Annotated in this window: 21 protein-coding genes; 6 read left to right on the top strand and 15 right to left on the bottom strand. The window is 72.8% G+C overall.

Features of this window, described 5'->3' with window-relative positions:
• Nucleotides 1-101: 101 nt before the first annotated feature.
• Nucleotides 102-1076 carry an alpha/beta hydrolase gene (locus QR78_RS04125; RefSeq protein ID WP_048426258.1) on the bottom strand — a complete coding sequence of 325 codons (975 nt, stop codon included), beginning with the start codon at nt 1074-1076 and terminating at the stop codon, nt 102-104.
• Nucleotides 1077-1152: 76 nt separating this feature from the next.
• The gene (locus QR78_RS04120; RefSeq protein ID WP_048426230.1) at nt 1153-2364 is read right to left on the bottom strand and encodes an acyl-CoA dehydrogenase family protein; all 1212 of its coding nucleotides are present in this window, start codon (nt 2362-2364) and stop codon (nt 1153-1155) included.
• 378 nt (nt 2365-2742) lie between these two features.
• On the opposite strand from QR78_RS04120, the gene QR78_RS04115 reads away from it, so the two are divergent.
• Nucleotides 2743-4416: a methyl-accepting chemotaxis protein gene (locus QR78_RS04115; protein WP_082171700.1), complete on the top strand. Its 1674-nt coding sequence runs from the start codon at nt 2743-2745 to the stop codon at nt 4414-4416.
• Between the two features lie 78 nt (nt 4417-4494).
• Here the strand turns inward: QR78_RS04115 and QR78_RS04110 are convergent, their stop codons facing one another.
• The 4 genes from QR78_RS04110 to QR78_RS04095 all read right to left on the bottom strand — a co-directional run bounded on the left by QR78_RS04110 (nt 4495) and on the right by QR78_RS04095 (nt 8340).
• Nucleotides 4495-5004, bottom strand: coding sequence for a hypothetical protein (locus tag QR78_RS04110; protein ID WP_048426229.1), 510 nt, complete (start codon nt 5002-5004; stop codon nt 4495-4497).
• Complete coding sequence (locus QR78_RS04105; protein WP_053220787.1) at nt 5001-6803, bottom strand: PQQ-dependent dehydrogenase, methanol/ethanol family; 1803 nt, start codon at nt 6801-6803, stop codon at nt 5001-5003. The genes QR78_RS04110 and QR78_RS04105 overlap by 4 nt, the downstream gene beginning before the upstream one ends.
• 219 nt (nt 6804-7022) lie before the next feature.
• Nucleotides 7023-7592, bottom strand: coding sequence for a QcrA and Rieske domain-containing protein (locus QR78_RS04100; RefSeq protein WP_048426228.1), 570 nt, complete (start codon nt 7590-7592; stop codon nt 7023-7025).
• A gap of 166 nt (nt 7593-7758) precedes the next feature.
• Nucleotides 7759-8340: an SCO family protein gene (locus QR78_RS04095; RefSeq protein ID WP_053220786.1), complete on the bottom strand. Its 582-nt coding sequence runs from the start codon at nt 8338-8340 to the stop codon at nt 7759-7761.
• A gap of 285 nt (nt 8341-8625) precedes the next feature.
• Here QR78_RS04095 and QR78_RS04090 point away from each other — a divergent pair, with 285 nt between their 5' ends.
• The gene (locus QR78_RS04090; protein ID WP_082171699.1) at nt 8626-9105 is read left to right on the top strand and encodes a cupin domain-containing protein; all 480 of its coding nucleotides are present in this window, start codon (nt 8626-8628) and stop codon (nt 9103-9105) included.
• A 139-nt stretch (nt 9106-9244) separates the two neighbouring features.
• Here QR78_RS04090 and QR78_RS04085 read toward each other — a convergent pair whose 3' ends face one another.
• The 4 genes from QR78_RS04085 to hisC form a co-directional block, all read right to left on the bottom strand.
• Nucleotides 9245-9973, bottom strand: a complete 729-nt coding sequence (locus tag QR78_RS04085) for an SDR family oxidoreductase (protein WP_048426227.1) — start codon at nt 9971-9973, stop codon at nt 9245-9247.
• A 20-nt stretch (nt 9974-9993) separates the two neighbouring features.
• Complete coding sequence (locus tag QR78_RS04080) at nt 9994-11163, bottom strand: patatin-like phospholipase family protein (protein ID WP_342029885.1); 1170 nt, start codon at nt 11161-11163, stop codon at nt 9994-9996.
• Nucleotides 11164-11297: 134 nt separating this feature from the next.
• Nucleotides 11298-12227 (bottom strand): prephenate/arogenate dehydrogenase family protein, encoded by a 930-nt coding sequence (locus QR78_RS04075; RefSeq protein ID WP_048426225.1) that lies wholly within the window; start codon nt 12225-12227, stop codon nt 11298-11300.
• A complete protein-coding gene (gene hisC / locus QR78_RS04070; RefSeq protein WP_048426224.1) occupies nt 12220-13332 on the bottom strand; it encodes a histidinol-phosphate transaminase in 1113 nt (370 codons plus the stop codon). Before hisC ends, QR78_RS04075 begins: the two co-directional genes overlap by 8 nt.
• Before the next feature lie 271 nt (nt 13333-13603).
• Here hisC and QR78_RS04065 point away from each other — a divergent pair, with 271 nt between their 5' ends.
• Nucleotides 13604-14383, top strand: coding sequence for a DUF1499 domain-containing protein (locus QR78_RS04065; RefSeq protein WP_048426223.1), 780 nt, complete (start codon nt 13604-13606; stop codon nt 14381-14383).
• Between the two features lie 222 nt (nt 14384-14605).
• Here QR78_RS04065 and QR78_RS04060 read toward each other — a convergent pair whose 3' ends face one another.
• Nucleotides 14606-15598, bottom strand: a complete 993-nt coding sequence (locus QR78_RS04060; protein WP_048426222.1) for an aldo/keto reductase — start codon at nt 15596-15598, stop codon at nt 14606-14608.
• Between the two features lie 96 nt (nt 15599-15694).
• Between QR78_RS04060 and QR78_RS04055 the strand changes: the two genes are divergently transcribed.
• Nucleotides 15695-16588 (top strand): LysR family transcriptional regulator, encoded by an 894-nt coding sequence (locus tag QR78_RS04055; RefSeq protein ID WP_048426221.1) that lies wholly within the window; start codon nt 15695-15697, stop codon nt 16586-16588.
• Nucleotides 16589-16610: 22 nt separating this feature from the next.
• On the opposite strand, the gene QR78_RS04050 is transcribed toward QR78_RS04055, so the two are convergent.
• Together QR78_RS04050 and QR78_RS04045 are read right to left on the bottom strand one after the other, a co-directional pair.
• A complete protein-coding gene (locus tag QR78_RS04050; RefSeq protein ID WP_048426220.1) occupies nt 16611-16877 on the bottom strand; it encodes a hypothetical protein in 267 nt (88 codons plus the stop codon).
• A 285-nt stretch (nt 16878-17162) separates the two neighbouring features.
• Nucleotides 17163-17366, bottom strand: coding sequence for a hypothetical protein (locus tag QR78_RS04045; protein ID WP_048426219.1), 204 nt, complete (start codon nt 17364-17366; stop codon nt 17163-17165).
• A 259-nt stretch (nt 17367-17625) separates the two neighbouring features.
• Between QR78_RS04045 and QR78_RS04040 the strand changes: the two genes are divergently transcribed.
• The gene (locus tag QR78_RS04040) at nt 17626-18306 is read left to right on the top strand and encodes a spermidine synthase (protein ID WP_048426218.1); all 681 of its coding nucleotides are present in this window, start codon (nt 17626-17628) and stop codon (nt 18304-18306) included.
• 51 nt (nt 18307-18357) lie between these two features.
• On the opposite strand, the gene QR78_RS04035 is transcribed toward QR78_RS04040, so the two are convergent.
• The gene (locus QR78_RS04035; RefSeq protein WP_048426217.1) at nt 18358-23694 is read right to left on the bottom strand and encodes an alpha-2-macroglobulin family protein; all 5337 of its coding nucleotides are present in this window, start codon (nt 23692-23694) and stop codon (nt 18358-18360) included.
• A 237-nt stretch (nt 23695-23931) separates the two neighbouring features.
• Here QR78_RS04035 and QR78_RS04030 point away from each other — a divergent pair, with 237 nt between their 5' ends.
• Entirely contained in the window at nt 23932-25383 is a 1452-nt protein-coding gene (locus QR78_RS04030) for a serine protease (protein WP_048426216.1), read from the top strand.
• Between the two features lie 12 nt (nt 25384-25395).
• Here the strand turns inward: QR78_RS04030 and QR78_RS04025 are convergent.
• Nucleotides 25396-26134: glycosyltransferase family 2 protein (locus tag QR78_RS04025; RefSeq protein ID WP_048426215.1), on the bottom strand; the 739-nt coding region annotated here is incomplete at its 5' end.

Here is a 26134-nt window from a genome sequence, read left to right as displayed (position 1 = left end):
CGGTCGGCATGGCCGATCGGCGTCGCGACGGCCGGTGATCCGGTCTCCCGACGCGGGAAGAGCGACCGGATCGCGGACGACCCGCCCGGAGACGCGGCCCGTCAGCGCCCCCCGCGCCCACCCTCCGCGCCGAGGCTCCAGCGCTCCCGCAGGTTTTCGGCCACGAAGCTCAGGATCGTCGCGGAGGTCCGCACCAGTCGGCTCATGGTCAGGATGCCGTGGGTCTGGTCGGAGAGATGCAGGGCGGTGACCGGCACCCCCTCGCGCTCCAGCCGGTGCGCGTAGGCGCGGGCTTCCTCGCAGAGCGGGTCGTGGCCGCAGGTCAGCACCAGGGCCGGGGCCGTGCCGGCAAGGCTCGCCGCGCGAGCGGGCGAGGCGCGCCAGTCGGTCCGGTCGCGGGCCTGCGGCACGTAGTGATCGACGAAGTAGCGCATCGTCGACGCCGTGAGGGGCTGGCCCGCGACGATGCGCTCGTAGCCCTCGCTGGTCTGCGTGAGATCGACGGCGGGGTAGAGCAGAACCTGCAGGGCGGTCTGCGGCAGGGTGCCGTCGCGGCCCATCAGGGCCAGTACCGCCGCGAGGTTGCCCCCCGCGCTGTCGCCGCCGACCGCGAGCCGGGTCTCGTCGACGCCCAGCCCCTCCGCCCGCTCGGCCACGAAGGCGAGCGCCGCGGCCGCATCCTCCACGGCCGCCGGGAAGGGATGCTCGGGGGCGAGCCGGTAATCGACGGAGATCACGCAGGCCCGGGTCAGGTTGGCGAGCCGCCGGCAGACCCAGTCGTGCGAGTCGATGTTGCCGAGCACCCAGCCGCCGCCATGCAGGTAGAGGAGGCAGGGGAGCCGGTCCTCCGGCGCCGTGCCCTCGCCGCGGTAGAGCCGCAGCGGTACCGGCCCGGCCGGGGAGGGGGCGGCGAGGTCGCGGATCTGCGCCACCTCGTCCGGCGGCGGCTGCAGGGCCCGGCGTCCGGCGAGGTAGCTGCGCCGCGCCGCCTCGGGCGGCAGCGACGCGAGGGGTTGCGCGTCGGCGGCGCGCAGCATCGCCAGCAGGGCCTGGACGTCGGGATGGAGGGCGGGCATGGGCGGCTCGAACGGGGACCGGGGGGCGCAGACCATTAGCAGACCTCCGCCCGGAGGGATTCTCAGACCTTTGACCTCACGCCTCCGCGGTCGGCCAGGCGAAGAAGCCGCGGCCTTCCGATTCGAGGTGGCGGTTCAGCACCATGCGGTGGACCTCGTCGGCGCCGTCGACCAGCCGCGCCTGGCGGGCGTAGCGGTAGATCCATTCCAGCACCGTGTCCTTCGAGTAGCCGCGGGCGCCGTTGATCTGGATGCCGATATCCGCCGCCCGGTGCAGGGTGTTGGCGACGTGGACCTTGGCCATCGACACCTCTTTCCGGGCGAAGCGCCCCTGGTCGAGCTCCCAGGCGGCGCGCATCACCAGGAGGCGGCCGATCTCGATGTCCATGGCCAGCCCGCCGAGCATCAGCTGCACGCTCTCGCGCTCGGCGAGCCGCACGCCGAAGCCCTCGCGGGTGGCCGCATACTCCTGCGCGATCTCGACGCAGCGGCCGGCGAGGCCGAGCCAGCGCATGCAATGGGTGAGCCGGGCAGGGCCCAACCGCACCTGCGTCACCTTCAGGCCCTTGCCCTCGCCGCCGAGCACGTCCTCGGGCTTGATGGTGAGCCCGTCGAAGGCGAGCTCGCAATGGCCGCCATGCTCCTCCGGCCCCATGATCGGAATGCGGCGGACGATCTCCCAGCCCGGCTGGTCGCGGTGGAACAGGAAGGCGGTGAGCCCGTAGCGCGGATCGTCCGAGGTGCGGGCGATCAGGATGAAGTGGGCCGCGTCCTCGGCGCCGGTGATGTACCACTTGCGGCCCGAGATCCGCCACGAGCCGTCCGGCTGGCGCTCGGCGCGGGTGCGGATCATCGACGGGTCGGAGCCGCCGCCGGGATGCGGCTCGGTCATCGCGAAGGCCGAGCGCACGGCGCCCGAGACGATCGGCTCCAGCCAGCGCGCCTTCTGCTCGGGCGTGCCGAGGGCCTCCAGCACCATCATGTTGCCGTCGTCGGGGGCGGCGGAATTGAACACGACCGGCCCGAAGATCGAGCGGTTCATCTCGGTGTAGCAGGCCGCCATCCCGACCTTGCCGAGCCCCTGTCCGCCGGTCTCGGGCTTGAGCTGGAGGCACCACAGGCCGGCGGCCTTGGCCTTGGCGCGTAAACGCGCCAGGGCTTCAGGGCCGATATTCTCGTGCTCGTCCCAGGTGCCGCGGTCGGCCTCGACGGGCAGGATCTCGCTCTCGACGAAGGCCGCGATGCGGGCGCGGTACTCCTCGATGCGGGGGGAGAGCGTGAAGTCCATCGGCGAATCCTCCGGCGTGGAACTATATTTCCATACGCTTGCGCCGTCCGGAGGCCCGTGGTCAAGCGCGACCGTGCGGAGGCACCTCGCATTCGGTACCGCTCCGACCCAATCCGAGGGATGGACGCGGCCGCGACAGCCTCCCGCCGCTTGCGCCGGTCGCTGTGCCGATCACGCCGGAGCGAGGCAAATCTTCTTATAGTTGAACCGGTCGGGAGGACGGTTAGTAACGGTTTGGAGTGTCCGGATGCCGCGCGCGGCCGATTCCAATCACAAATATCATAGGGGCGGGTAGTATATAATGATTTACCCTGCGTTAATCTGCGTCATATATACTTCGTAAATTATCGACTATTTCCGCCTTCTGGATCTTCCACGATGTCTTCGATTCGCGCGCGCCTCCTGGCCGCACTGGCAGCGTTGTTCGCCTCCATCGTGACGATCGCCGGGATCGGCTGGTACGCGTCGAGCCTCGCCAATCGCGACATGAACGGCATGTACCGGGATCGCGTCGTGCCCTTGCGCGATCTCAAGATCATCGCCGACTTGTATGCGGTCAACATCGTCGACACGGCGCACAAGGTGCGCAACGGCAACATCTCCTGGCCGGCCGGGACCGCCTCGGTGCGGGAAGCGCAGACGCGCATCGCCGAGACCTGGCAGGCCTACATGCTCACCACCATGGACGAGGCCGAGCGACGCCTCGCCGGCGCGGCCCGGCTCAGCATGGAGGCGGCCAACGGCAGCGTGTCCGATCTCCAGGCGATCCTGCGCGCGAACGACCAGGCGGCACTCGATGCCTTCGTCCGGACCCGCCTGTACCAGGCGATCGACCCGGTCAGCGAGCAGGTCGCGAAGCTCGTCGATCTCCAGATCGCCGAGGCGGGCGAGCTCTACGACGGCTTCGCCGCGGCGTACCGGCTGAACCAGACGATCGGCACCGGCATCGTTCTCGGCGGGCTGGCGGCGGCGATCTTCGCCCTCGCGACGACCTTGCGCGGCGTGCTGGCGCCACTCGCCGCGATCACGTCGGCGATGCGGCACCTGGCCGCCGGCGACGCGGCCCGCCCGGTTCCCGGTCTCGGCCGGAAGGACGAGGTGGGCTCGATGGCGGCGTCGGTCCAGGTCTTCAAGGACAACCTGATCCGCTCCCGGCAGATCGAGGAGGAGAGCGCCCTTGCCCGTGCCTCGGCCGAGGAGCAGCGCCGGGCGACGATGCGGGAGATGGCCGGGCGTTTCGAGGAGGCGGTCGGCGGCGTCGTCGACCGGGTGTCATCCTCCGCCGCCCAGTTGCAGGCGACCGCCCAGGCCATGGCGGCGGCGGCGGCACAGACCTCCGGACGCTCCACCACGGCGGCTGCCGCCGCCGCGCAGGCCTCCGACAATGTCGGCACCGTGTCGGTCGCCGCCGAGGAACTCGGGGCCTCGATCCAGGAGATCGGCCGCCAGGTCCACAACGCGGCGGGCCTGGCGCAGGGGGCGGTGCGCGAGGCCGACCAGACGAGCCGCCTCGTCGAGGCCCTGGGTACGACCTCGGTGCGGATCGGCGACATGGTCGGGCTGATCTCCTCGATCGCCAGCCAGACCAACCTGCTCGCCCTCAACGCCACCATCGAGGCGGCGCGGGCCGGCGAGGCCGGCCGCGGCTTCGCCGTGGTGGCGGCCGAGGTGAAGGAGCTCGCGACCCAGACCGCGCGGGCGGCGCAGGAAATCGTCGGCCAGATCGGCGAGATCCGGGGTGTGACCGCCCAGGCGGCAAGTGCCATCGGTACGATCGGGGACCGTATCCGGGAGGTCGATGCCGGCGCCACCGCCATCGCCGCCGCGGTCGAGGAACAGAGCGCGGCGACCCAGGAGATCGTCCGCAACGTGGTCGAGGCCTCGGCCGGTGCCGGGGTGGTCACCAGCAACATCGTGGAGCTGGCCCACGCCTCGGAGGAGAGCGGCGCCGCCGCCGCCCAGCTCCTCGCCTCCGCCTCCGATCTGTCGCGCCAGTCGAGCCAGCTCTCGGCGGAGGTCGGCCGCTTCCTCGCCACCGTCCGGGCGGCCTGACGGCCCCCCGGATCCCGCCGTCACTGACCCGCCATCACTTGCCTGCCGCCCCCACTGCCTGCCGCCCCTTGCCTGCCGTCACTTGCCCTTGGGCGGCCCGGTCGGGACCAGGAGGGCGATGCGGTAGGTGCCGTCTTCCCGGCCGATCAGGAACACGCTGGTGGGCGGCGCGTCGCCCTCCACCGGCGGCTCGTCGAACACCACCCGCAGTCGCTCCGTCACCGGCATGTTGGCCTTGAGGGTGCCGCGCGAGGTCGCTTCCGCCAGGCCGTCCTGCGGCATGGGCTCCAGGGAGGCCGCCTTGATCGGCCGGCCGAAGCCGGAGCGGATCTGGTAGAGCGTCAGCCGCTTGCGATGCGCCCGGGTGCCGGTCCAGTTCACCAGCCGCTCGAAGGCGGAGGCGTCGTGGTCGGTCATGGCCTTCGTCACGTAGGCGACGAGGGCGTCGGCTTGCGCGGGGAGGGGGCTCGCGGCCCCCTGCTTCGCGGCGCTCTCCTGGGCCGGCGCGGGGCCCTGTGCCCGCGCCGCTCCGGTCAGGCTCGCCGCCGCGAGGGCGGCGAACCCGAGGGCCGAAAGGCGGCGCCTCATCGGGCCGCCGCCTCCTCGCCCATCACCCGGAAGACCCAGATCACCCCACCCTGCGGCAGCACGCTGACCCGGCGCTCCTCGGGGATGAGGGCGTTGATGCCGGTCAGCATGCGCTCGGCATCGACGCCCCAGCCGGCCTGGACCGCAACGTACTGGATCCCGTCGACCATGTAGCTCGACGGAACGCCGGTGACGCCGGAATTGAGCCGCGTCTCCCACAGCACCTTGCCGGTGCTGCCGTCGAGCGCGCGGAACTTGCGGTCGCTGGTGCCGCCGGCGAAGATCAGCCCGCTGCCGGTGGTGAGCAGCGGCCCCCAATTGGCCGAATCCTGGAAGTCGTGCTGCCAGGCCTTCTTGCCGGTCTTGGGATCCCAGGCCTGGATCGCCCCGATGGCGAAGGGCTTCGACTTGTCGACCCCGTCGCGCAGGCGCAGCGAGTTGAGCACCTCGTCGATCGGGATGCCGATATAGAGTTCGCCGGGCTTGCGCGTCCCGGCCTGGGCGCCGGCCAGTTCCGAGCACAGGTTGTCGTTGGACGGAATGTAGAACAGCCCGGTCTTCGGGTTGTAGGCCTCCGGCGGCCAGTCCTTGCCGCCCCACAGGCCGGGGCAGAAGGCGGCGCGCCGGTTGATGCCCGGGATCTTGGACTGGTCGTAGGTCGGCCGGCCGGTCTTCGGGTCGAGGGACGAGAAGACGTTCTGGTACACGAACGGCTTAGCCTCGACGAAGCTCAACGGCCCGTCCTTGCTGCGCTCCAGCGTCCAGAGATAGCCGTTGCGGCCGGCATGGATCGCGGCCGGGATTGTTTTGCCGTCGCGCTCGATGTCGATCAGCACCGGCGCCGAGACCTCGTCCCAGTCCCAGGCGTCGTTCCAGTGATACTGGTGGTGGCCCTTGATCTTGCCGCTGTCGAGGTCGAGCGCCACGACCGACGAGGTGTAGAGGTTGTCGCCCGGCCGCGCATCCGGGGTCCAGGGACCGCCATTGCCGGTGCCGAAATAGGCGAGGTTGGCCGCCGGATCGTAGCTGCCCTGGATCCAGACCGAGCCGCCGCCGGTCTTCCAGGAATCGCCCTTCCAGGTATCGGCCGCCGGGTCGCCGGGGCCGGCCACCGTGTAGGTCTTCCAGGCCTCGTTGCCGGTCTCGGCGTCGAGCGCCGTGATGAAGCCGCGCACGCCGTACTCGCCGCCGGAGACGCCGACCACGACCTTGCCCTTCGCCACCAGGGGCGAGAGCGTCATGTAGTAGCCGTCCTGCCAGGGGGCGACGCATTTCTCCCACTTCACCTTGCCGGTGGTGGCGCCGAGCGCGACCACGCAGGCATCCGTGGTGGTCATGTAGACGCTGTCGCCGTAGAGGCCGACGCCGCGATTGGTCGGGTGCAGCTGCGACAGTTCCGGCGGCAGCTCCTTCTGGTAGCGCCACAGGATCTCGCCGGTGCGGGCGTTGATCGCCATCACCTGGGCCTGCGGGGTGGTGACGAACATCACCCCGTTATTGACGATCGGCGGGGCCTGATGGCCCTCGCTCACGCCGGTCGACAGGCTCCAGGCGGGGACGAGCTTGGTGACGTTCTTGGCGGTGATCTGGTCGAGGGGGGAATAGCCCCAGCTCTGGTAGTTGCCCCGGTATTGCAGCCAGTTCTCCGGCTCCGGATTGGCGAGACGCTGGTCGGTGACCGGCTTGTAATCGACCTTGTCGGCCGGACCGGCCTTGGCCGGCGCACCGGCGAACGCGAGGGCCACCGCACAGGGCGCGACCGCGGTGAGCCAGTGCCTGGCCCGAACGAGACGTGACATGCTGCTCTCCTCAAGGCGGGGGCTCGGCGTGGCGGCCGGCCCGGCGTTTCCTCGATCCCGATCGTCTTGTCCGGACCCGCGTCGTTGCTGCGCGGGCCTCGATCTCTCGCGCGCCAGGATCGGCAGCCCATCGGCGCTGCGGTCCCTTTGCTTCGGCGAACAGCGCGGCAGCGCTGCCGTTCCGGTCGCGAGGCGGCGCGGGTGCCGCCTCGCTCCCGCTCAGGCGGGGCCCGGCCCGGGCTTTCCGACGAAGCTCCCGGCCACCATCAGCGTCCCGCCCTCGCCCTTGGCGAGCGGCAGCACCGGCAGGCGCTTGCGTGCCGGCCCCTTGGCGACGCGCCCGCCCTCGGCGGGCAGGAACTCGGAATGGTGGCAAAAGCAGCTCAGGCGCTTCGTCTCGTGGCTCCAGCCCGAGACGGTGCAGCCCTGATGGGTGCAGATGGCCGAGAGTGCGACGACGCCCTCGACCGCGTGGGCGCGCTGGTCCTCGGCGACCTGATCGGGGGCGACCCGCACCAGGATGATCTTGGCGAAGCGCGAGCCTTCGCGCCGGACCCCCTGCGGATCGACCGCCACCGCCTCGACGAGGTCGCCGCCGACCGGCAGGCCGTCGAGAGTGATCGGCTCGCCCGCCTTCGCGCCGTCGCCGAGCACCAGGCGGTCACCCTTCTGCGGCAGCAACTCCTCCGGCCCCGCGAAGGCGGCGCCCCCCGCCGCGCAGCAGGCAGCGGCGCCCAACACGACGCTGCGCCGGTCGAGACCGACCGCGCGCTGTCCCTCACGAGCCATCTTTCCTCCCGATGGGCTTTCTTATGTTCTTATGATTTTCACTATGAGTAGCCGAGACGGTGCGGGCGTCAACCCGCTTTGTGCCCTTGCTGCGGTGTTTCGACGTCGGTTGGGCCCGGCTCTACTTGGTGCGCCGCAAGGACGACTTGTGCACTGCAATCGCGCGTCAGCGCGAGAGGGCAGCCCGGAGTGTCGCGGCGAGCGCGTCCGGCTCGATCCCGTTCGGCAGCCGCGCCAGCAGCTCGCCCGCCGGGTCGACGAGAAACAGGTCGCCCGGGTGATCGACGACCCCGTCGTGGCGCCGGATCGGCGCCGCGACCGCCGCCGCGAGGGCGTCGATCACCGCGACCGGGCCGGTCACCGCGACGATCGCCGGGTGGAACGTGTCGAGGTAGCGGGCGAGCACCGCGGGTCCGTCGCGCTCCGGGTCGGCCGCGACCAGGACCGGTACAAGCCGGGCCAGCAGGGCGGGGGGAAGCTCGTCGAGGGCCTGCGTCACGGTCATCAGCGCGGTCGGGCACAGGTCCGGGCAGCGCGTATAGCCGAAATAGACCAGCCGCAGGCGCCCGGCGAACCGGGCCTCGTCCAGGACGGCGCCGGTCTGGTCGACGAGGCCGCGCCCGGCCGGCCAGGCCAGGGCGCCCGCGGCGGGGCGCGCGGCCGGCGCGCCGTGGGCACCGCCCGACAGGAGGAGGGTGAGCGCCAGCGCCCGGCCCACCTGCCGCAACCCTGCCGAGACGGAAAACATGGCTTCGACCTCGCGCCGCGAGCGCGACTTAAGCGTATCCGGCGGCCGGCGCCAACGATCAGCGGACGATCTCGCGAGGTTATTCCCACACCTCGCAGGGTCGTGATGGCGCGATGCGCCGTACAGGACGGCGTGCGATCCTTCGCCGTTCGAGTCAGGACTTCCTTAACCGCTCCAGGCCGCCGGGCCGCGGTCCGGCGGATTCGCGTTACGGTGGCAGCCCGCCGTTAAGGGTGTCGGGCCTCAAGTGGCCGCCGGCGTGTTGCTCGGCAACGAGGCGAGGCCATGGGAATTCTCAAGCAGCTCATCACCGCGTCCGGGCCGGTCCTGGCCTATCTCGGCGCCATGCCGCTCGCGCGCATGATTCCGTTCCGGTCGCGCTCCGTTCCGCCGCTCCTCGATGGGCCCGTGCAGCGCACGGTCGATTTCCCGGCCGTGCAACCCCCGGCCGAGCCCTATTCGTGGCCGCGCTCGCACATCCTGTCGGGCAATCCGGTCCAGACCGCGACCTACATCTACACCAGCCCCGACGGCCTGTTCGCCGCCGGCATCTGGACCTGCGAGGTCGGCACGTTCCGAATCGATTTCGGCCGGGCCGAGTTCATCCAGATCCTGGAGGGCGTGGTGGTCGTCACCGACGCCGAGGGCACCGCCCGGACCTACCGGGCCGGCGACGCCTTCGTGACGCCCAAGGGTTTTTCGGGGACCTGGGAGGTGATCGCGCCGATCAAGAAGCACTTCACCTGGTACGGCTCGGGGGAGTGAGCGGATCGCGCCGTCCGTCTTCCTTTGGCAGGCCATTCGCCTTGCCAACGCGCAGGGTCATTCCGGGGCCGCGCAGCGGAGCCCGTAATGACGTAGCGGCTGACAGGAACGTCGCATCGATCTGCTTGCAGGAAGGCTCTTACAAATCGAAGTTCGTCGGCAGCATCACCACGTCGCGGATCGTCATGCCGCGCGGGCGCGTCAGCATGAACATCACCACGTTCGCCACCTCCTCGGGCTCGAGCAGGCTGCCGGAGGCGCGGGCCTCCGCCAGCTTCTCGGGCGGCCAGTCGGCGAGGAGCGCGGTGACCACCGGGCCGGGCGAGATCGCGCCGACGCGGATGCCGTGCTTGAACACCTGCCGCCGGGTCGTCTGGACGAAGCAGTTGATCGCCCATTTCGACGAAGCGTAGACCGGCTCCCACGGCGTCGGGTAGTGGGCGGCGAGCGAGCTCGTCACGATGATGTCGCCAGAGCCGCGGGCGATCATGTGCGGCAGCACGTCGTGGACGTTCTTCATCACGACGTTGACGTTGAGATTCAGCATCCGGTCGATCGCCGCCGACTCGTTGTCGACGAGGTCGCCGCCGACGTACGTGCCTGCATTGGCATGCAGGATGTCGAGCTGGCCGGCGGCGTCCAGGATCCGTGGTAGCAGCCCGGCGCAGGCGGCGGGATCGAGGAGGTCGAGGGGAAGCTGGATCGCCGCCTCGCCGTGCCGGGCGCACAGCGATGTCAGGGCCGCCTCGTCCCGGTCGACCAGCACCACGCGGGCGCCTGCCGCGAGCATCGCCTCGGCGCTGGCGAGCCCGATCCCAGAGGCCGCGCCGGTGACCGCCGCGACCTTGCCGTCCAGTTCGCCTGCCACGGTCTTCCCCTTTGCTCCGGCTACCGCAGGGCCAGCGTGGGGACGGCCGGCTCGCCGTCGCGCGGCAGGCTGGACTGCCACACGGTGCCGCTGCTGCCCTTCTGGTACCCGTCGTCGTAGAGCTTGCGCATATAGGCGGTGTCGAAGCCCTGCGAGGCCGGGACCTCGGGGATGCGCCGGTCGATATAGGTCACGTTGAAGCCCATGCCGTTGCGGCGGGCGAAGGCCTGGGTGCTGGCCAGCGTCGCCCGGGCGCGGGAGCGGCCGACCGTCGAGAGCGAGCGGACGGCGATCGGCAGGGTACCGTTCTGCACCACGTCGAAGCTCGGCTCGATGCGGCCGTTGATGACGACGTAGATGTTGGGCTTGCCGTGGCTCGCGGCGATGCGCCCGTCCTGGGTCAGGAAGGCCTCGGGCAGGGTGAAGACCGGCGTCACCACCGAGCCGTCGACATGCATCTCCTGGAAGGCGTGGTTACCGGCCTGGGCGTCGATCAGCATCGGCGGGAAGACCGCCGGCACGCTGGCGGACGCCGTCAGCACGTCGCGGAAGAGGTCGACGGCATTGGGCTGGCCGCTCGCCGCGATGGCGCCCATGTCCCAGATCACGGCGCGCTGCGAATCGAGGTTGGTGGTGACGACGAGGAGGCGCCGGCCCTTGCGGTGCTCCTCGGCCACCGCCGCCAGCAGGTCGGGCGTGACGTAGCGCCCGACGAGGTCGCGCAGGCGCGCATCGCCGAACAGGCCGTCGCCGGTCAGCACGTTGAGGGGGTTGGGCGAGCGCACCAGGGTCGCGGCCTCGCCGCTGGTGTAGATCTGGCGCAGGTAGCCGTCATAGGCCGGCCCCAGGAACGCGAAGGGGGCGATCAGCGCGCCGGTCGATACGCCCGACACCATCGTGAAGGTCGGCCGCTTGCCGGTCTCGCTCCAGCCGTTGAGCACGCCGGCGCCGTAGGCCCCGTCGCCGCCGCCGCCAGAGAGGGCGAGGTAGCTGAACGGCTCGCGCGAGGCCTTCACCCGGTCGGCCACCGCCGCGAAGCTGCGGGCCGAGCCGTCGGCCCAGAAGCGGATGTCGGCCTGTTGGCCCGGCACGGTGGCGGTTGCGGCTTCCGCCGCGGTGTAGGGCGTGCGCGGCAGCGACGCGCAGGCGGCCGCCTGCGCCCCGATCAGGGCCACCGCCAGGCCGCGCATCCAGGTCGATCGACGAGACACGATCATCACACCACGAGTTTCACCCAGCCGCCTCACCGGGAGTATCCGACGAACGCGACGAAACGGCAACGCTTATGGCAAAGCTTGAGAGGCGGAACGGTTCCGCCCGAGCCTCACTCCGCCGCCTTGGGGCCGGCGCGGCGCCCGAAATCCGGCTCGGCGGTCTCCTGGCCCATGGCGACGATGCCGCGGCGGATCGCCCGGGTGCGGGTGAAGAGCGCGTGCAGCGCCTCGCCGTCGTCCCAGCGGATCGCGCGGGCGAGCGCCGACAGGTCCTCGTTGAAGCGGCCCAGCATCTCCAGCACCGCCTCCTTGTTGGTGAGGAAGATGTCGCGCCACATCGTCGGGTCGGAGGCGGCGATGCGGGTGAAGTCGCGAAAGCCGCCGGCCGAGAACTTGATCACCTCGGACTGGGTCACGGTCTCAAGGTCGGCGGCGGTGCCGACGATGTTGTAGGCGATGAGGTGCGGGACATGGCTGGTGATCGCGAGCACCAGATCGTGATGCGCCGGACTCATCGTCTCGACCACCGAACCCAGGCCCTCCCAGAACGCGCGCACCCGCGCCACCGCCGCGGGGTCGGTGCCCTCCGGCGGGGTGAGGATGCACCAGCGGCCGTGAAACAGGCTGGCAAAGCCCGCATCCGGCCCCGAATGCTCGGTGCCGGCGACCGGGTGGGCGGGCACGAAGCTCACGCCGTCCGGCAGGTGGGGGGTGGCGGAGGCCACCACCGCGGCCTTGACCGAGCCGACGTCGGACAGGATCGCCCCGGGGGCGAGCGCCCCGGCGATCTCGGCCGCCACCGCCCCGATGGCGCCGACCGGCACGCACAGGATCACGAGGTCGGCCCCCGCGACCCCGGCGGCGAGGTCGGTCGTCGCCGTATCGGCGAGGCCGAGCGCCCGCACGCGCTCGATCACCCCTTCGTCGCGGTCGATCGCGACGATCTCGCGCGCGAGGCCACCCGCCCGGGCGCCCCGGGCGAGGGAGGAGCCGATCAGCCCGAGGCCGACGAGCGCCAGGCGCCGGAACGGCTCAGCCACGCGGCTCGCCCTTCACGAAGGCGGTGAGCGCCGCGACCACGGCCTCGTTGGCCTCGGCGGTGCCGATGGTCATGCGCAGCGCGTTCGGCAGGCCGTAGGCCGCGACCCGGCGCAGGATCATCCCGCGGGCGGTGAGGTAGGCGTCGGCGTCGGCCGCGCTGCGCCCGGCGGTCTCCGGGAAGTGGATCAGCACGAAGTTGCCGACGCTCGGCGTCACGGTCAGGCCGAGGCCTTCCAGCGCCCGCGTCACCTTCGGCAGCCAGGCGTCGTTATGCGCCACCGCGGCGGCGATGTGGGCGTCGTCGGCCACCGCGGCGGCGCCGGCGGCGATCGACGCCGCGCCCAGGTTGAACGGACCGCGGATGCGGTTGACCGCGTCGGCGATGGCGGCGGGCGCCACCATCCAGCCGATGCGGAGCGCGGCGAGCCCGTACACCTTCGAGAAGGTGCGGGTCATCACCACGTTCTCGGACTCGGCCACCAGTTCGAGGCCGGCCGCGTAGTCGTTGCGCCGGACGTACTCGGCATAGGCCGCGTCGAGCACCAGTAGGACGGTCTTGGGCAGGCCGGCGTGCAGCCGGCGCACCTCGTCGAAGGGCAGGTAGGTGCCGGTCGGGTTGTTGGGATTGGCGAGGTAGACGATGCGGGTCTTGTCCGTCACCGCCGCCAGGATCGCGTCGACATCGGCCGTGTGGTCGCGCTCGGGCACCACCACCGGCGTGCCCCCCGCCGCCAGGATGGCGATGCGGTACACGAGGAAGCCGTACTGCGAATAGACGCCCTCGTCGCCCGGGCCCATATAGGCGTAGGTGAGGAGCGACAGCAGCTCGTCCGAGCCGGCACCGCAGACGATGCGCTCCGGGTCGAGGCCGTACTTCTGCGCGATCGCCTGACGCAGCTTGGCCGCCGAGCCGTCGGGATAGAGCTCCAGATGCCCCGCCGTCTCCTGCATCGCCGCGATCGCCGCCGGGCTCGGGCCCATCGGGGTCTCGTTCGAAGACAGCTTGTGGAGCTTCACGCCGGCCGGCGCCGCGCTCTTGCCCGGAACGTAGGCCTCGATCTCGAGGACACCGGGGCGCGGGACGGGGCGGAGGGCGGCGGACATGGGCGGACCTGGGCTCGGGGAACGAAGAGAACCTGATGCCGTCTAGAACAAGTCGGCGGTTTGGGAAACGGCGCCGGAGCAGGGCTGTGCGCCGGGCCGCGCAGGGCAGGGGGCGTCCTGGATTCCGCCCGCCCCCGATTCGCCGGTGCGCCGCAGGCGCGGCCGGTAGCGTCCGCCGCCGCGGGGCGATACACCCGGGGGGCGATGCCGCCCATCCCGGCGCGGCCGGACCCCGCCGGATCATGCGCCGCCCCTCTCGATTCTCCGCCTCATGCGTCGCCTGATCCTCGAGGAGCCCGTCACCCGGGCGGCGCCCTGGTCCTTGCGCCTCGCCTGGTTCTCCCTCGCGGTGGTCGCCATCGCCCTCGTCCTGGTGCGCGACCCGCGGGCGGAGACCGACGCGGCGCTGGCGGTGCTGGGCTCCGGGGTCGGGCTCGCGGCTCTGGCGGTGCTGCTCGCGCTCGCGGCCTTCGTGCGGATCTGGCGCGAGGGCGCGCGGGGGCTGGGCATCGCGGTCGGGGGGCTTCTGCTCGCCGCCCTGGTCCTGGCCTATCCGGCCTACATGACCGTGCGCGGAGCGATGCTGCCGCCGCTCACCGACGTCTCGACCGACATCGAGAACCCGCCGGCCTTTTCGCGATCCCGCGCCGCCTGGGTGGCGCGGGGCTGGCGCCTGCCGCGGGATTCGAGCCCGGCGGCCCGGGCGCTCCAGCGCGAGGCCTACCCGCAGATCGCCCCGCTGACCCTCGATCTCGGGCCCGACGAAGCCTTCGCGCTCGCCCTGAAGGCGGCGCAGAACCGCAAGTGGCAGGTGGTCGAATCCTACAAGCCCGGCGGACGGGTGGGTAACGGCCGTATCGAGGCGGTGGTGCGCTCGCGCCTGCTCGGCCTGCCCTACGACGTCACGGTGCGGCTGCACCCGCGGGCCGACGGCACCCGCATCGACGTGCGCTCCTCGACCCGCTTCGGCGACCGCGACTACGGCCAGAACGCCGATCACATCCGCGCCTATCTCGACGAGATCGGCAACCTCGCCCTCGCGATGAAGTGAGGCGCCGGGCCGCTCCCGCTGAAGCAGACTTGCGTTGGCAGGCCAACGCTTCGCCCGCTTAGGTTCTCGTTTCGTCGCAGATTTTTGCCGCCGAACCGATGTCCGCTTCGGCGGAATCTGCTTAGAGCATTTTCCGACGAAGTGGATGCCGGTTCTTCGAAGAAAATGGGGCAAAACAAAGACTTAGAGAGCTTCGCGATTGCAACGCGATCGTGAAGCGCTCTAGCCGGCCGCGCTCTCGATGCCCGCCATCCCGCCCTCGGGGTAGCGGGCGCCCGCCGCCGCGCCGGGAGCGAAGAGATCGTCGAGTGCCGCGATGTCGGCCGGGGTCAGCATCACGTCGGCCGCGGCGGCGTTCTCGGCCAGGCGCTCGGGCCGGCGCGTGCCGGGGATCGGGACGACGTGCGGGGTCCGGGTCATCAGCCACGCGAGCGCGACCTGGCCGGCCGTGGCGCCGCGCGCACGGGCGAAGGCGCACAGTGCCTCGGCGAGGCGGCGGTTGCGGTCGAGCGCCGCGCCCTGGAAGCGTGGGTTGCTGCGGCGGAAATCGTCCGGTGCGAGCGTCGCGACGTCGACTTGGCCCGTCAGGAATCCGCGGCCGAGCGGCGAATAGGCGACGAGCGCGACCCCGAGCTTCCGGCAGGTCTCGATCAGGCCGGATTCCGGTTCCCGGCTCCACAGCGAATACTCCGTCTGCACCGCGGCGATCGGATGGACCGCGTGGGCGGCCCGCAGGGTCTCGGGCGAAACCTCCGACAGGCCGAGCGCCCGCACCTTGCCGGCCTCGACGAGGCGGGCCATGGCACCGACCATCTCGGTCACCGGCACCGCCGGGTCGCGGCGGTGGCAGTAGTAGAGGTCGATGGTCTCGACGCCGAGGCGGCGCAGGGATCCCTCGCAGGCCGCCGTGAGATAGGTGGGGCTGTTGTCGATCCGCCGTGCGCCCGAGCCCGGCTCGCGCACGATGCCGAACTTCGTCGCGACGACCACCCGGTCGCGGCGGCCCTGCAGCACGCCGCCGATCAGGGTCTCGTTGCGGCCGTGGCCGTACATGTCCGCGGTGTCGAGGAAATCGTAGCCGAGGTCGAGGGCGGCCGCGAGGGCGGCCGGTGCCGCCGCCTCGTCGGTCGGACCGTAGAATTCCGAAAAGCCCATGCAGCCGAGGCCGGGGGCGGAGACGGTGAGGCCGGAGCGGCCGAGGGAGCGTCGTCGCATGGATGGATCCTCCTGGCGGACCGCCCCGATCTGGCGTTCCGGCGTCCGCCGGATAAGCTGCGCCGTCCCGCATGAACCGATGAGCGGTGTTCACCAATGGTCCGCGCCGACCTCTCCGATCTCGCGGCCTTCGCGGCGGTGGCCCATCACCGCAGCTTCCGGCGTGCGGCGGCCGCGCTCGGCCTATCGCCCTCGGCCCTGAGCCACGCCCTGCGGGGCCTGGAGGAGCGAATGGGCGTGCGTCTCCTCAACCGCACCACCCGCAGCGTCGCCCCGACCGAGGCCGGCGCCGCCCTGCTCGAGCGGCTCGGTCCCGCTCTCGACGAGATCGCGCAGGCGGTGACCGAGGCCTCCGCGTCGGCCGGGCGGCCCACCGGGACCCTGCGGCTCAACGCGCCGCACAGCGCCTGCCGTCTGGTGCTGCGGCCGCTCGTCGCCCGGTTCCTCTCGGCGCATCCCGGGATCCGGGTCGAGGTCGCGAACGACGACGCGCTCAGCGACATCGTCGGGGAGGGCTTCGATGCCGGGGTGCGGTTCGGCGAGCGCGTCGCTCTCGACATGGTGGCGGTGCCGCTCGGCGGGCCGCAGCGCTTCGCCGTCGTCGCGGCGCCCGCCTACCTGGCGGCGCACGGGATGCCGCGGGGGCCGGGGGACCTCGCCGGCCATGCCTGCCTGCGCCAGCGCTTTCCCGGCGGCGGCCTGTTCGCGTGGGAGCTGGAGCGCGACGGCGTCGTAGCGGCCCTCGATCTCGACGGGCCGCTGATCCTCGGGGACCAGGATCTCATCCGCCTCGCCGCCCTCGACGGGATCGGTCTCGGCCTCGTCTTCGAAGCCGAGGTCGCCGCCGATCTCGCGTCCGGCCGCCTGGTGCGGCTCCTGGAGGCGTGGTGTCCGCCCTTTCCGGGCTTCCACCTCTACTATCCGGGGCGCCGGCAGGTGCCGGCGCCGCTCAGGGCCTTCCTCGACCTGGTGCGGCGGGCGGAGCCGTGACGGACGCGCCCGCGCGCAGGATCTAGTCGGCGTCCTTCTCGGCATTCTCCGCGCCCTCGCCCTCGCCCTCGGCGGAGGCCTCCGGGGTATCGTCCGTCTCGGTCGGCTCTCGTGCTTCGGCCGAGTCCTGCGGGAACGACTTGCCGAAGCCGGGCTTGGAGGGCCGGTTCTTGCGGGCATTCGCCGAGGATGCGGTGTGGACCGGCATCGCCGAGAGCCGCGCGATGCGCGCCTTGAACTCCTCGGTCGAGGGGCTCTGGGCGGAGCCGGTGATGAACATCTTGGCCACGGCTGGTCCTCCGGTGGCGGAAATGCGGACCCGCCCGGGGGCACTCTGCCCGCGATCGGTGCCGCTGGACAGATTTCGCGATCACGCCGGGAGGATGTTTCGACGCCGTCGCCTTGTCTTCCAGGCAACGAAAATCAAGAAAATCCAGCCGCGCATCGACGGTTTGATCATGAACGATGTCATGATCATTGACAAGGCGAAACTCTTTGTCTCGCGAGCAGCGCCCATCCATGGAGCGTCCGGCCGGGCCGGGCCGCTCCCCATCGCGCAGCGGGGCCTGCGGCCTCAGCGGCGGCGCGGATCGGCGGGGCGGAAGGCGCGCTCCACGGCGGCGGTGGCGCTGGCATAGGCCCGCTCCTCGCTGTCATGCGGACGGTCTGACCGCTCGAGCAGCTTGCCGTGTTTGCGGATCGCCCAGCCGAACTTTCCTTTCGGGCTGGTCAGGGGGGCCACCTCGATGGTGAAGGGATAGAATTCGTTCTCGCTCATCTCGGGGTTTATGGCACGGAACCGCGGCCGAGGACACACCTTCGCGCGCCCGAAAGGCGGAGAGAATGCGGGAGGGACCGCCGCTCGACGGGGCGGGGCGCGCCGTGCGATAGCCGGCCCCAATCCCGGCGCTCCGCCCGCACCGCGTTCGCGGCCGTCCGCCGACGATCCGGCACGCCTGCCCCCGCGTTCCCCCGCGTTTCCCGATGCCCGATCGCGACCCGGCGCCGCCCGGCGCGGTCCCGATGGAGTCCGATCCTTGATCCCCTGGGTTCACCTCGACACCAGCCCGATCCCCGGCGAGACCTCGTCGCTCCGCCTGATGCAGCGCGGCGACGAGTTCGCGATCGTGGTCGATTCGATCGAGCTGATGAACAGCCGCCGCAGCGGCTCGGAGCGGGCGCTCGCCACCCTGACCTGCGGCCGCCTGCGCGAGTGGCGGCGTCCCCGGGTGCTGATCGGCGGGCTCGGCATGGGCTTCACTCTGCGGGCGGCGTTGAGCGAACTCGCTCCGGATGCGGAGGTCGTCGTCGCCGAGCTGGTGCCCGCCGTCGCCGCCTGGGCGCGGGGTCCGCTCGCCCATCTCTTCGCCGGCAGCCTCGACGATCCCCGCGTCACCCTGCGCGAGACCGATGTCCACCACGTGATCCAGGACGGGCCTGGCGCCTACGACGCCATCCTGCTCGATGTCGACAACGGCCCGGAGGGGCTGGTCCAGCAGACCAACGACCGGCTCTACGACGTGGCCGGCCTCGGCCGGGCGCATCGGGCCCTCAGTCCGGGCGGCCTGCTCGGGGTCTGGTCGGAGCGCCCCGACCGCAAGTTCAAGGCCCGGTTCCAGCGCGGCGGCTTCATGGTCGAGGAGCACAAGGTGCGCTCGGCCGGCAGTGGCGGCCGGCACGTGGTCTGGATCGGCGAGAAGCTGGGCGCGGCGCGATGACGGCCCGGCCCGCGGCGGATCCGCGGGCCGGCGCGCCATCCCGGATCGTTCCTACCGCGCCCCACCGACCTCCAGCGTGCCGAAGGCGGTGCGGCCGTAGCGCTCGGGCCGGTACATGTCCTCGATCGTCGCCGCCGGGTGGACGTAGCGGCCCGGCGTCACCGCCCGCACCGTGTAGGCGACGCTGAAGAAGGCGGACTGGCTCGGGTCGCGGTCGTAGGCCGCGACGAAGCGGTCGTCGCGGAACTCGGTATGGGTGGGCTTCACGTCGGACTTCGCCCAGGCGAGACCGGCGGTGGCGTCGGCGTCGAGGAGCTTCGGGTTGTCGATCTCGAGGCCCGCCGGCAGGCGGTCGACGAGGAGGAGGCGCCCGGCGCTGGCCTTGGCCTCGGTCACCTTCAGGACCACCACCAGCCGGTCGTTCTGGCGCAGCTGGGCGAGGTCGGCCGGGCTGCCGTCGAGGCGGTGGTAGCTGCGCTCGATCGTGTAGCCCTTGGCGGCGGCGGGCTCGGGCAGAGCCGGGTTGCCGGAGATGCCGAGGGTGATCGGCACCGGGGTGCTGCCGCGGTTCGTCACCGTCACGGGCTTGGCGTCCAGCGCCGCCCCCGGGAAGGTACGATAGAGCGCGCCCGCCACCGGCGCGCCGTCGAGGGCGAGGGCGGGCGCCTCCTTCGCCGTGTCCTTTGCGGTGTCCTTGGCGAGCTCGGCGGCCGCCAGCACCATCCAGGCCTGTTCCTGGGTGCTGGTCGCCCGGCCGGAGGTCCGCTCCTCGCCGACGACGGTGCCGAGCGGCCCGATCGCGTCGCGGGCGATGCCGGTCTCGGCGGCGAGCGCGATCAGCCCGGCGCCGTCGCGCAGGCGCGAGCCGTAATCGGCCCGGTAGGTGCCGGCGTCGCGCTCCGCCTTGAGCGCCGCCACCGCCGCCTCGAAGGCGGTGCGGGCCCGGGTCCGGTCGCCGAGGAGCGCCAGCGCCGCGGCGATCTGGCCGCGGGCGAGGGGCGTCGCGAAGGCCGCGAGCTTGGTGTCGGCGAGGTAGCGCAGGTCCCCCATCACCGGCCGGCCGTTGCGGGCGAGCACGTAGGCCGCGTAGGCGAGGTCGAGGCCGCCCTCGGTCACGTCGTTGGCGTTCGCCACCGTATTGCGCAGCCGGTCGAGGGCGAGGGTCAGCGCCGTCGGCGGGACCGCAAACCCCTTCTCCTTCGCCCGGGTGAGGAAGTCGGTGGCGTAGGCGGTGAGCCAGAGATCCTCGGCATTCCCGGCCGACCATAGCCCGAAGGCGCCGCTCGCATCCTGGCGGGTCAGCACCCGGTCGATCGCATTCCGCACCCGCTCGTCGGCGGTGCCGTCGAGGCCGAGCTGGGAGAGCGCCGCCAGGCGGTTGACCGAGAGGAGCGGCAGGGCCCGGCTCACCACCTGCTCGGTGCAGCCGTAGGGATAGCGGTCGAGGGCCTGGAGCAGGGCCGGCACGTCGATGCCCGACAGGGGCGAGGCCGCGAGCGTCACCGCGCCGGTGCCGGGGATCACCTCGGCGAGGAGATCGCCCGAGAGGGTCAGGCTGGCACCGGGCTCCAGGGTGCGGACCTCCCGGCGCAGGAGCGTGCCGGTCCCGGGCTGGATCGCCAGCGCGAAGCTCTGGCCGGCGGGTTCGGTCAGCCCCGGGCCGGTCAGCCGCAGATCGACCCGGGCGAGGCCCGGCCCGGCGGCGGTGAGGGGAATCTCGACGCTGGCGCGCCCGCCCGCCGCGAGGGGCAGGGAGCGGGTCAGCGCGCCGGCCGGCGCGATGGCCGGGCCGGCGAGGTCGACGTCGACCGCGTACTCGCCCGCCGGCCCCTCGACATTGTCGAGGGCGACGTGGAGGCGCGAGCGGTCGCCGACGGCGAGGAAGCGCGGCAGGGTGCCGCTCGCCACCACCGGATCGCGGATCACCACGTCGGCGGAGGCCGCGCCGACGCGCGCGGCGCTCCAGGCCGTCACCATCACCCGGGCGGTGCCGTTGAAGGCCGGCAGGGGGAAGCTCACCTCGGCCCGCCCGTCCGGCCCCACCGTGACGACACCCGAATAGCGGGCAAGCGGCGCCTGGGCGGGCGGTGCCCCGTCGAGCTCGGCGCCGCCGGCATCGCCCCCGGAGCGGATGGCGCCGAGCGTGCCCTGCATCCCGTCGATCAGGTAGCCGTAGAGGTCGCGGATCTCGGCCGAGAGCGCCTTCTGGCCGAAGAAGAACCCGAACGGGTCGGGGGCGGCGTAGCGGGTCAGGTTGAGGATGCCGACATCGACCGCCGCCACGGCCACCCGGGCCTCCTCGCCGGGTTTGAGCCCGGTGAGGCGGATCGGCAGGCGCAGCTCGCCCCGGGGCCGCACCTTTTCGGGCGCCTCGAGCGCCACCCCGAGGGTGCGGGCGTCCCGGTCGATCCCGAACCAGGCCAGCCCCATCGCCCGGCCGGGCAGGCGCTTGGCCGCCTGGTCGAGGGGCCGGTAGGCGGTGGCGACGAGGTAGGCCCCCGCGCCCCATTCCGGCTTCACCGGGATCTCGACGGTGGCCCCCGAGGCCGGCAGGTCGAGGGTGCGGATTTCCTGCACCTTGTCGCTCACCACCGCGACGGTGGCGGTGCCGGCAAAGCGCGGCCGCAGCTGCGCCTTCAGGGTGGCGCCGGAGGCGTAGGACTCGCGGTCGAGGGTGAGATCGAGGAGATCGGGCGCATCGGCGCTCTCGCCCCCGTTCCAGCCGACGCCGAACGACAGGCTCGCGGCCTCGAATCCGGGCGCCCGCACCTCCAGCCGGTAGGTGCCGAGATCGACCGGCATCGCGAGCTTTGCCGGTACACCGCTTTCCAGGGCCGCGCGACCGTTGGCGACCTTGGTGGTGGTCTTCACCGGCTCGTAGGCCCAGCGCCCGTCGGCCCGGTACCATTGGTAGCGCCGCTCGACCCGCAGCAGCGTCCAGGTCGCTTCGCCGGCGAGCCGCGTGCCGTCGGGCCGTGCGGCGGCGACCTCGAAGGTCGCGCTCGCCCCCTCCCGCAGGGTCCCGAAGGTCTTCCTGATCCCCAGCACCGGGCCCGCCGGCAGGATCGGCAGCGTCACGCTGCGCTGCACCGCCCGGCCGCCGGGCTCGCCGACCTGGAGCGACACCTTGGCCTCGAACGGCCGCGGCCCGCCGATTCCCGGCACCGGCGCCCGCACGCTGGCGCGTCCCTGCGGGTCGGTGGTGACCGGAGCGTCGAGTTCCGCCGTCACCGGCTCGATGCGTTCGTCGTCGAGGCCGGTGGAAAAGTCCTCGAAGCCCTTGATGCCGGTGCGGGCGGCCGGCTGCACCGCGACCGCGACCGCGCCGGTGACGGAGAGGCCGGCCCCGGGGGCGCCGTAGAGGTAGCGCGCGCTCACCGCGACCGTCGCGGGCTCGCCCGGTTGGAGGGCCGCTTCGGCCGGCGTCAGGGTCACGTCGAGGCGCTCGGGGACGTAATCCTCGACCAGGAAACTCGCCTCGCCGACTGGCGCCGCCTTCGGGTCGGTGTAGGCCGCGACCCGCCAGGTGCCGGCCTGCGCCCCGGGGAGCAGCGGCAGCGAGACCGCGCGGCCCCCCAGGCCGCCGTCCGGCGCCTGGACCCGGCGGTATTCGACCCCGTCCGGCCGCCTGGCCACCAGGGTGAGGGGCAGGTTCGGGATCGCCGCGCCCTTGGCGTCGCGCAGGAGCGCGGTGAGCTGCACCGTCTCGCCGGAGCGGTAGACCCCGCGCTCGGGGTAGAGGTAGGCCTCGGCCGCGCCCGGCGCCGGCCGGCCCTTCACGCCGCGATCGGCGAGGTCGAAGGCGCCGAGCGAGAGGTCGAGGAAGCCGTAATCCTCGCCGAGCCGCGCCACGACGAGGCTCGGCGCCGCCCCGCCCTCGCCGCGGGCGAGCCCCGGATCGAAGGCGGCGTGGCCTTGGGCGTCGGTGGCGCGGGTCGCCAGCACCTCGTTGTTGCGGGCGACGAGGCGGATCTCCGCCCCCTTCAGCACCCCGGCCGAGGCGAGGGAGCGGGCGAGCACATGGATTCCGTCCGGGCCCTTGAAGGCGGTGAGCCCGAGATCCGAGACCACGAACCACTGCGTCGCTTCCGTCTCGTAGCCGCCCTCCTCGTCGGCGAGCGCCGCGGTGCCGCTCGGGCGCGCCGTCATCACGTAGAGGCCGGGCTCGATCCTGCCGACCGCCTGGAGCACCGGGAAGGCCGTCACCGCCTCGCGGTTCACCTCCGCGGGCGCGGTGTCGAGCGTGCCCTTCCAGACCGGCACGCCGCGCTCGCGGGCGATGGTGCGCAGGCCCGAGCCGGAGAGCTGCGACAGGAACTCGTCGGAGCGGAGCGCCGGCAGGAGGCCGCGGTCGCCGATCCGCACCACCTCGACGTCGAGCTTCGGGGCGTTGACCGAGACGAGCGGCACCCCGGCCTGGCCGGTGCGGGGCAGCACGTAGTTGCGCCCGGTGAAGCGGGCCTGCGGGCTGCGGTCGCGGACGTAGAGGTCGTAATCGGCGGCTTTGCGCAGGCTCTCGCCGACGCTCGACGGCAGGCCCTGGCGCAGCACCACCCCGTAGCGCTCGCCGTGGCGCAGGCCGTCGACGCAGACCTGCTGCCCCTGCGCCGTCACGGCGGCGTCCCCGGTGCCCGACACGGCGACGAAGGGCGCGATCTCGGTCTTCGGGTCGAGGGCCTCCGAGAAGGTGAAGCAGGCCCGCGGTGCGGCGGCGTCGGAATCGACCTTGTAGTCGAGCACCCGGAAGCCGTGGGCGTCGCGCAAGGCTTCGTAGGTCTTGGCGGTCTCCGCGTCGCGGGCGAGCGCCAGGCTCGCCGCGTAGGCCTCGAGCGCCGGGCGCCAGCTCTCCTGCTTGGCCTGGGCGGCGCCGAGCAGCGCCAGGGCCTTGGCCTCGTCGGCGGGCGAGGCGGCGCGCTGGTAGGCCAGGTAGGCGCCGGCCCGGGCCTCCGCCTTCAACTTCTGGTTGGTATCGTCATCATCGTTCTCGGCGCCGTTGGCGGCCTCGGCGAGGGCGTACCAGGTGCGCCAATCGGCCGGCTCGGCCACGGCGGCGCGGCGGAAGGCGGCGAGGGCCCCGTCGAGGTCGTCCTTCGCCCGCAAGCCCTCCGCCTCGCGGCGCCACTGCGCGGCGGACTTCGCTCCCGCCCCGGTCTCGCCCTGCAGCCGGGCTTCGAGGCGCACCGCCTCGCTGGCGAGGGCCGGGCGGACGTAACTCTTGGGGGCTTGGCTCTTGGGGACCTGGCTCTTGGGTGCCGGCTGGACCAGGGCGGTGCCGCGGGGGGCCGGGCTCGCCGCTTGCTGGGCCGCGGCCGGACCGAACGCCAGGACCGTGGCCGAGAGACCCGCCAGGAAGCCGGCGACGTGTCCGACACGGGTGATGATCGCCATGACCGGCCTGTCCCCATTTCCTCGCCCGGCCGGAGCCTAGTGCAGCGTGCGGCCGCGGTGCAATCCGACCTCGCGCCGGTTCGGATGGAATTCGCGGGCTTTCGCGGTGGCGCGAGATCTTGCGCCGACCACGCTTTGCTTCGCTCCAGCCTGCCGGCCCGTTTGCGACGCCGGCGGGACCCTGGAAGTCCGGCGCCGCCTCTGCCAAGGTCGGGCAACGATCTTCCGGAGAGCCCGATGCCGCGCCCCGCCCGCCTGCTCGCCGCCGGTCTGCTGCCCCTCCTCGCCTGCGGCGTCTCCATCGCCCGCGCGCAGGCGCCGCTTTCCCACGGCTCGCCCCAGGCCGGCACGGCGGCGAAGGCCCCGGCGCCCCGCCCGGCCGGGCCGACCGCGCCCGACCCGGCCTTCGAGGCGGCCCGCGCCGCCTTCGAGGCGCGGCCCGAGGCCGAGCGGCGGGCGGTGCAGGACGCGCTGGTCTGGGCCGGAAACTACAACAGCGTCGTCACCGGCACCTTCGGCCGGCGCACCTACGAGGCGATCGGGGCCTGGCAGTCCCGGGGCGGCGCTGCGGCCGGAGCCGCCACCGGCATCCTGGACGATCCCGCTCGCGCGGCTCTGCTGGCGGCCGGGGAGGCCGCCCGGAAGGCCGCGCGCTTCACCGTCGCGGCCGATCCCGCGACCGGCCTCGTCCTGGGGGTGCCGGAGCGGCTGCTGTCGAAGCGCAGCCGCATCGCCGGCGGCACCCGCTGGCAGAGCCCGGACGGACGCGTCACCCTCGATACCCGCGCCTACGCCCCCGGCGAGGCCGACCTCGACACCCTCCACGCGCAGGCCGCCGCGGCGACGCCCGAGCGCAAGGTGACCTACAGCCTCAAGCGCCCGGACTTCACGGTGGTCACCGGCGAGACGCCGACGGGGAAGTTCTACATCCGCACCGCCGCCGGGACCGCCGGCCTGCGCGGCTTCACCCTGTCCTACGACAAGGGCTCGGCCCGGGAGATGGACCGGCTGGTGATCGCCATCGCCAACAGCTTCGTGCCCTTCCCGGGCGAGACCGCGCCGCCGCCGCCGCGCCCGGTGGCCGCCACGGTGCCGGACCCCGCCGCCAAGGCACCGACACCCTCGGCCGCCCCTTCCGCCGGGCCTGTCGCCGCCACCGGGATCGTCCTCGGTCCCCGCCGGGTCGTCGCGGTGCTGCCGGCCTCCTGCCCAGCGCCGCGGATCGCCGGCGAACCCGCCCGGATCCTACGGCGCGACGAGGCCGCGGGTCTCGCGCTCCTCGAGGGGCATGCCTCCTTCGGTGCGGTCCTCGCCCTCGCGGCCGCGCCGCCGAAGCCCGGGGAGAGCGTGGTCGTGATCGCCGCCGGGGCGGAGGGACCGACCGTGACGACCGGCGAGATCGCGGCCGGCGGCGTGCTCGCCCCGCTCCAGCCGGGGGCTGCCGGCGCGCCCGTCCTCGACCGGGCGGGGCGCCTCCTCGGCCTCGTCGCCCGCCTGCCGGCCCAGCCCCGCCTCGTCGCCGGGATCGTGCCGCCGCTCACCCATCCGCTCGTCGGGGCGGCGGCACTGAAGGCGCTGCTCGGGGCGGAGGCGCCGGTCTCACCCGCGGGAGAGGGCCCGCCGCTCACCGCCGGGGCGATCGCGGGCCGCGTCGCCGGGGCGGTGGTGGCCCTGCGCTGCGGGCCGTGAGCCCGGCAGGGCTCAGCCGGGGCGCCTGTCCCGCGCGCGGGCGACGATCCGGCGCTCGTAGTGCTTGGCGACCCGCAGGTGGCGCGAGATCGCGTAGTTCATCGCCAGCAGGAAGCCGTAGGCGCCGCGCAGGCAGTGGCGCCGGCCGACATACGCCTTGAGGAAGTTGCCCGGCAGTTCGACGAAGAGCCGCCAGGTCGGCAGGCGTACGCCCCGCGCTTCCAGGTCGTCGGCCTGCTGGTCGGAATAGCGGTTGAGCTTGGCGAGCTGGTCGCCGAGCGAGCGGACCGAGAAGTGGTGGATCACGCCGCGCAGCCGTCCGATCGTGGCGCCCGCGTCGAGATCGACCCGGTCGTGGACCGGCGAGGGCGAGTAGCGGCCGCGGTCGCGGCGGTAGAGCCGCACCGGCCACAGGGTGTAGGCGAAGCGGTGCGGCCTGACCTCGCCGGGAAACACCTCGGCGATGCCGATTGCGTAGGCCGGGTGCGGCGGCTCGCCCGCGGCGAAGAGCCGGCGGATCTCGGCGTTCAGCTCCGGCGGCACCACCTCGTCGGCGTCGAGGTTCAGCATCCAGACGTGGCGGCACTGCTCCTCGGCGAAGCGCTTCTGCGGCCCGTAGCCGGGCCAGTCGCGGGCGATCACCCGGGCGCCGTAGGAGGCGGCGAGCGCCTGCGTCCCGTCGGTCGAACCCGAATCGACCACGATCAGGTCGTCGGTCAGGTCGCGCACCGCCGCCAGGGTGGCGCCGAGG

It is taken from the genome of Methylobacterium indicum (assembly GCF_001043895.1).
Lineage (GTDB): Bacteria > Pseudomonadota > Alphaproteobacteria > Rhizobiales > Beijerinckiaceae > Methylobacterium > Methylobacterium indicum.
Note: the sequence above shows the minus strand (reverse complement) of the source record. Positions and strands in the feature narration are given on the sequence as shown.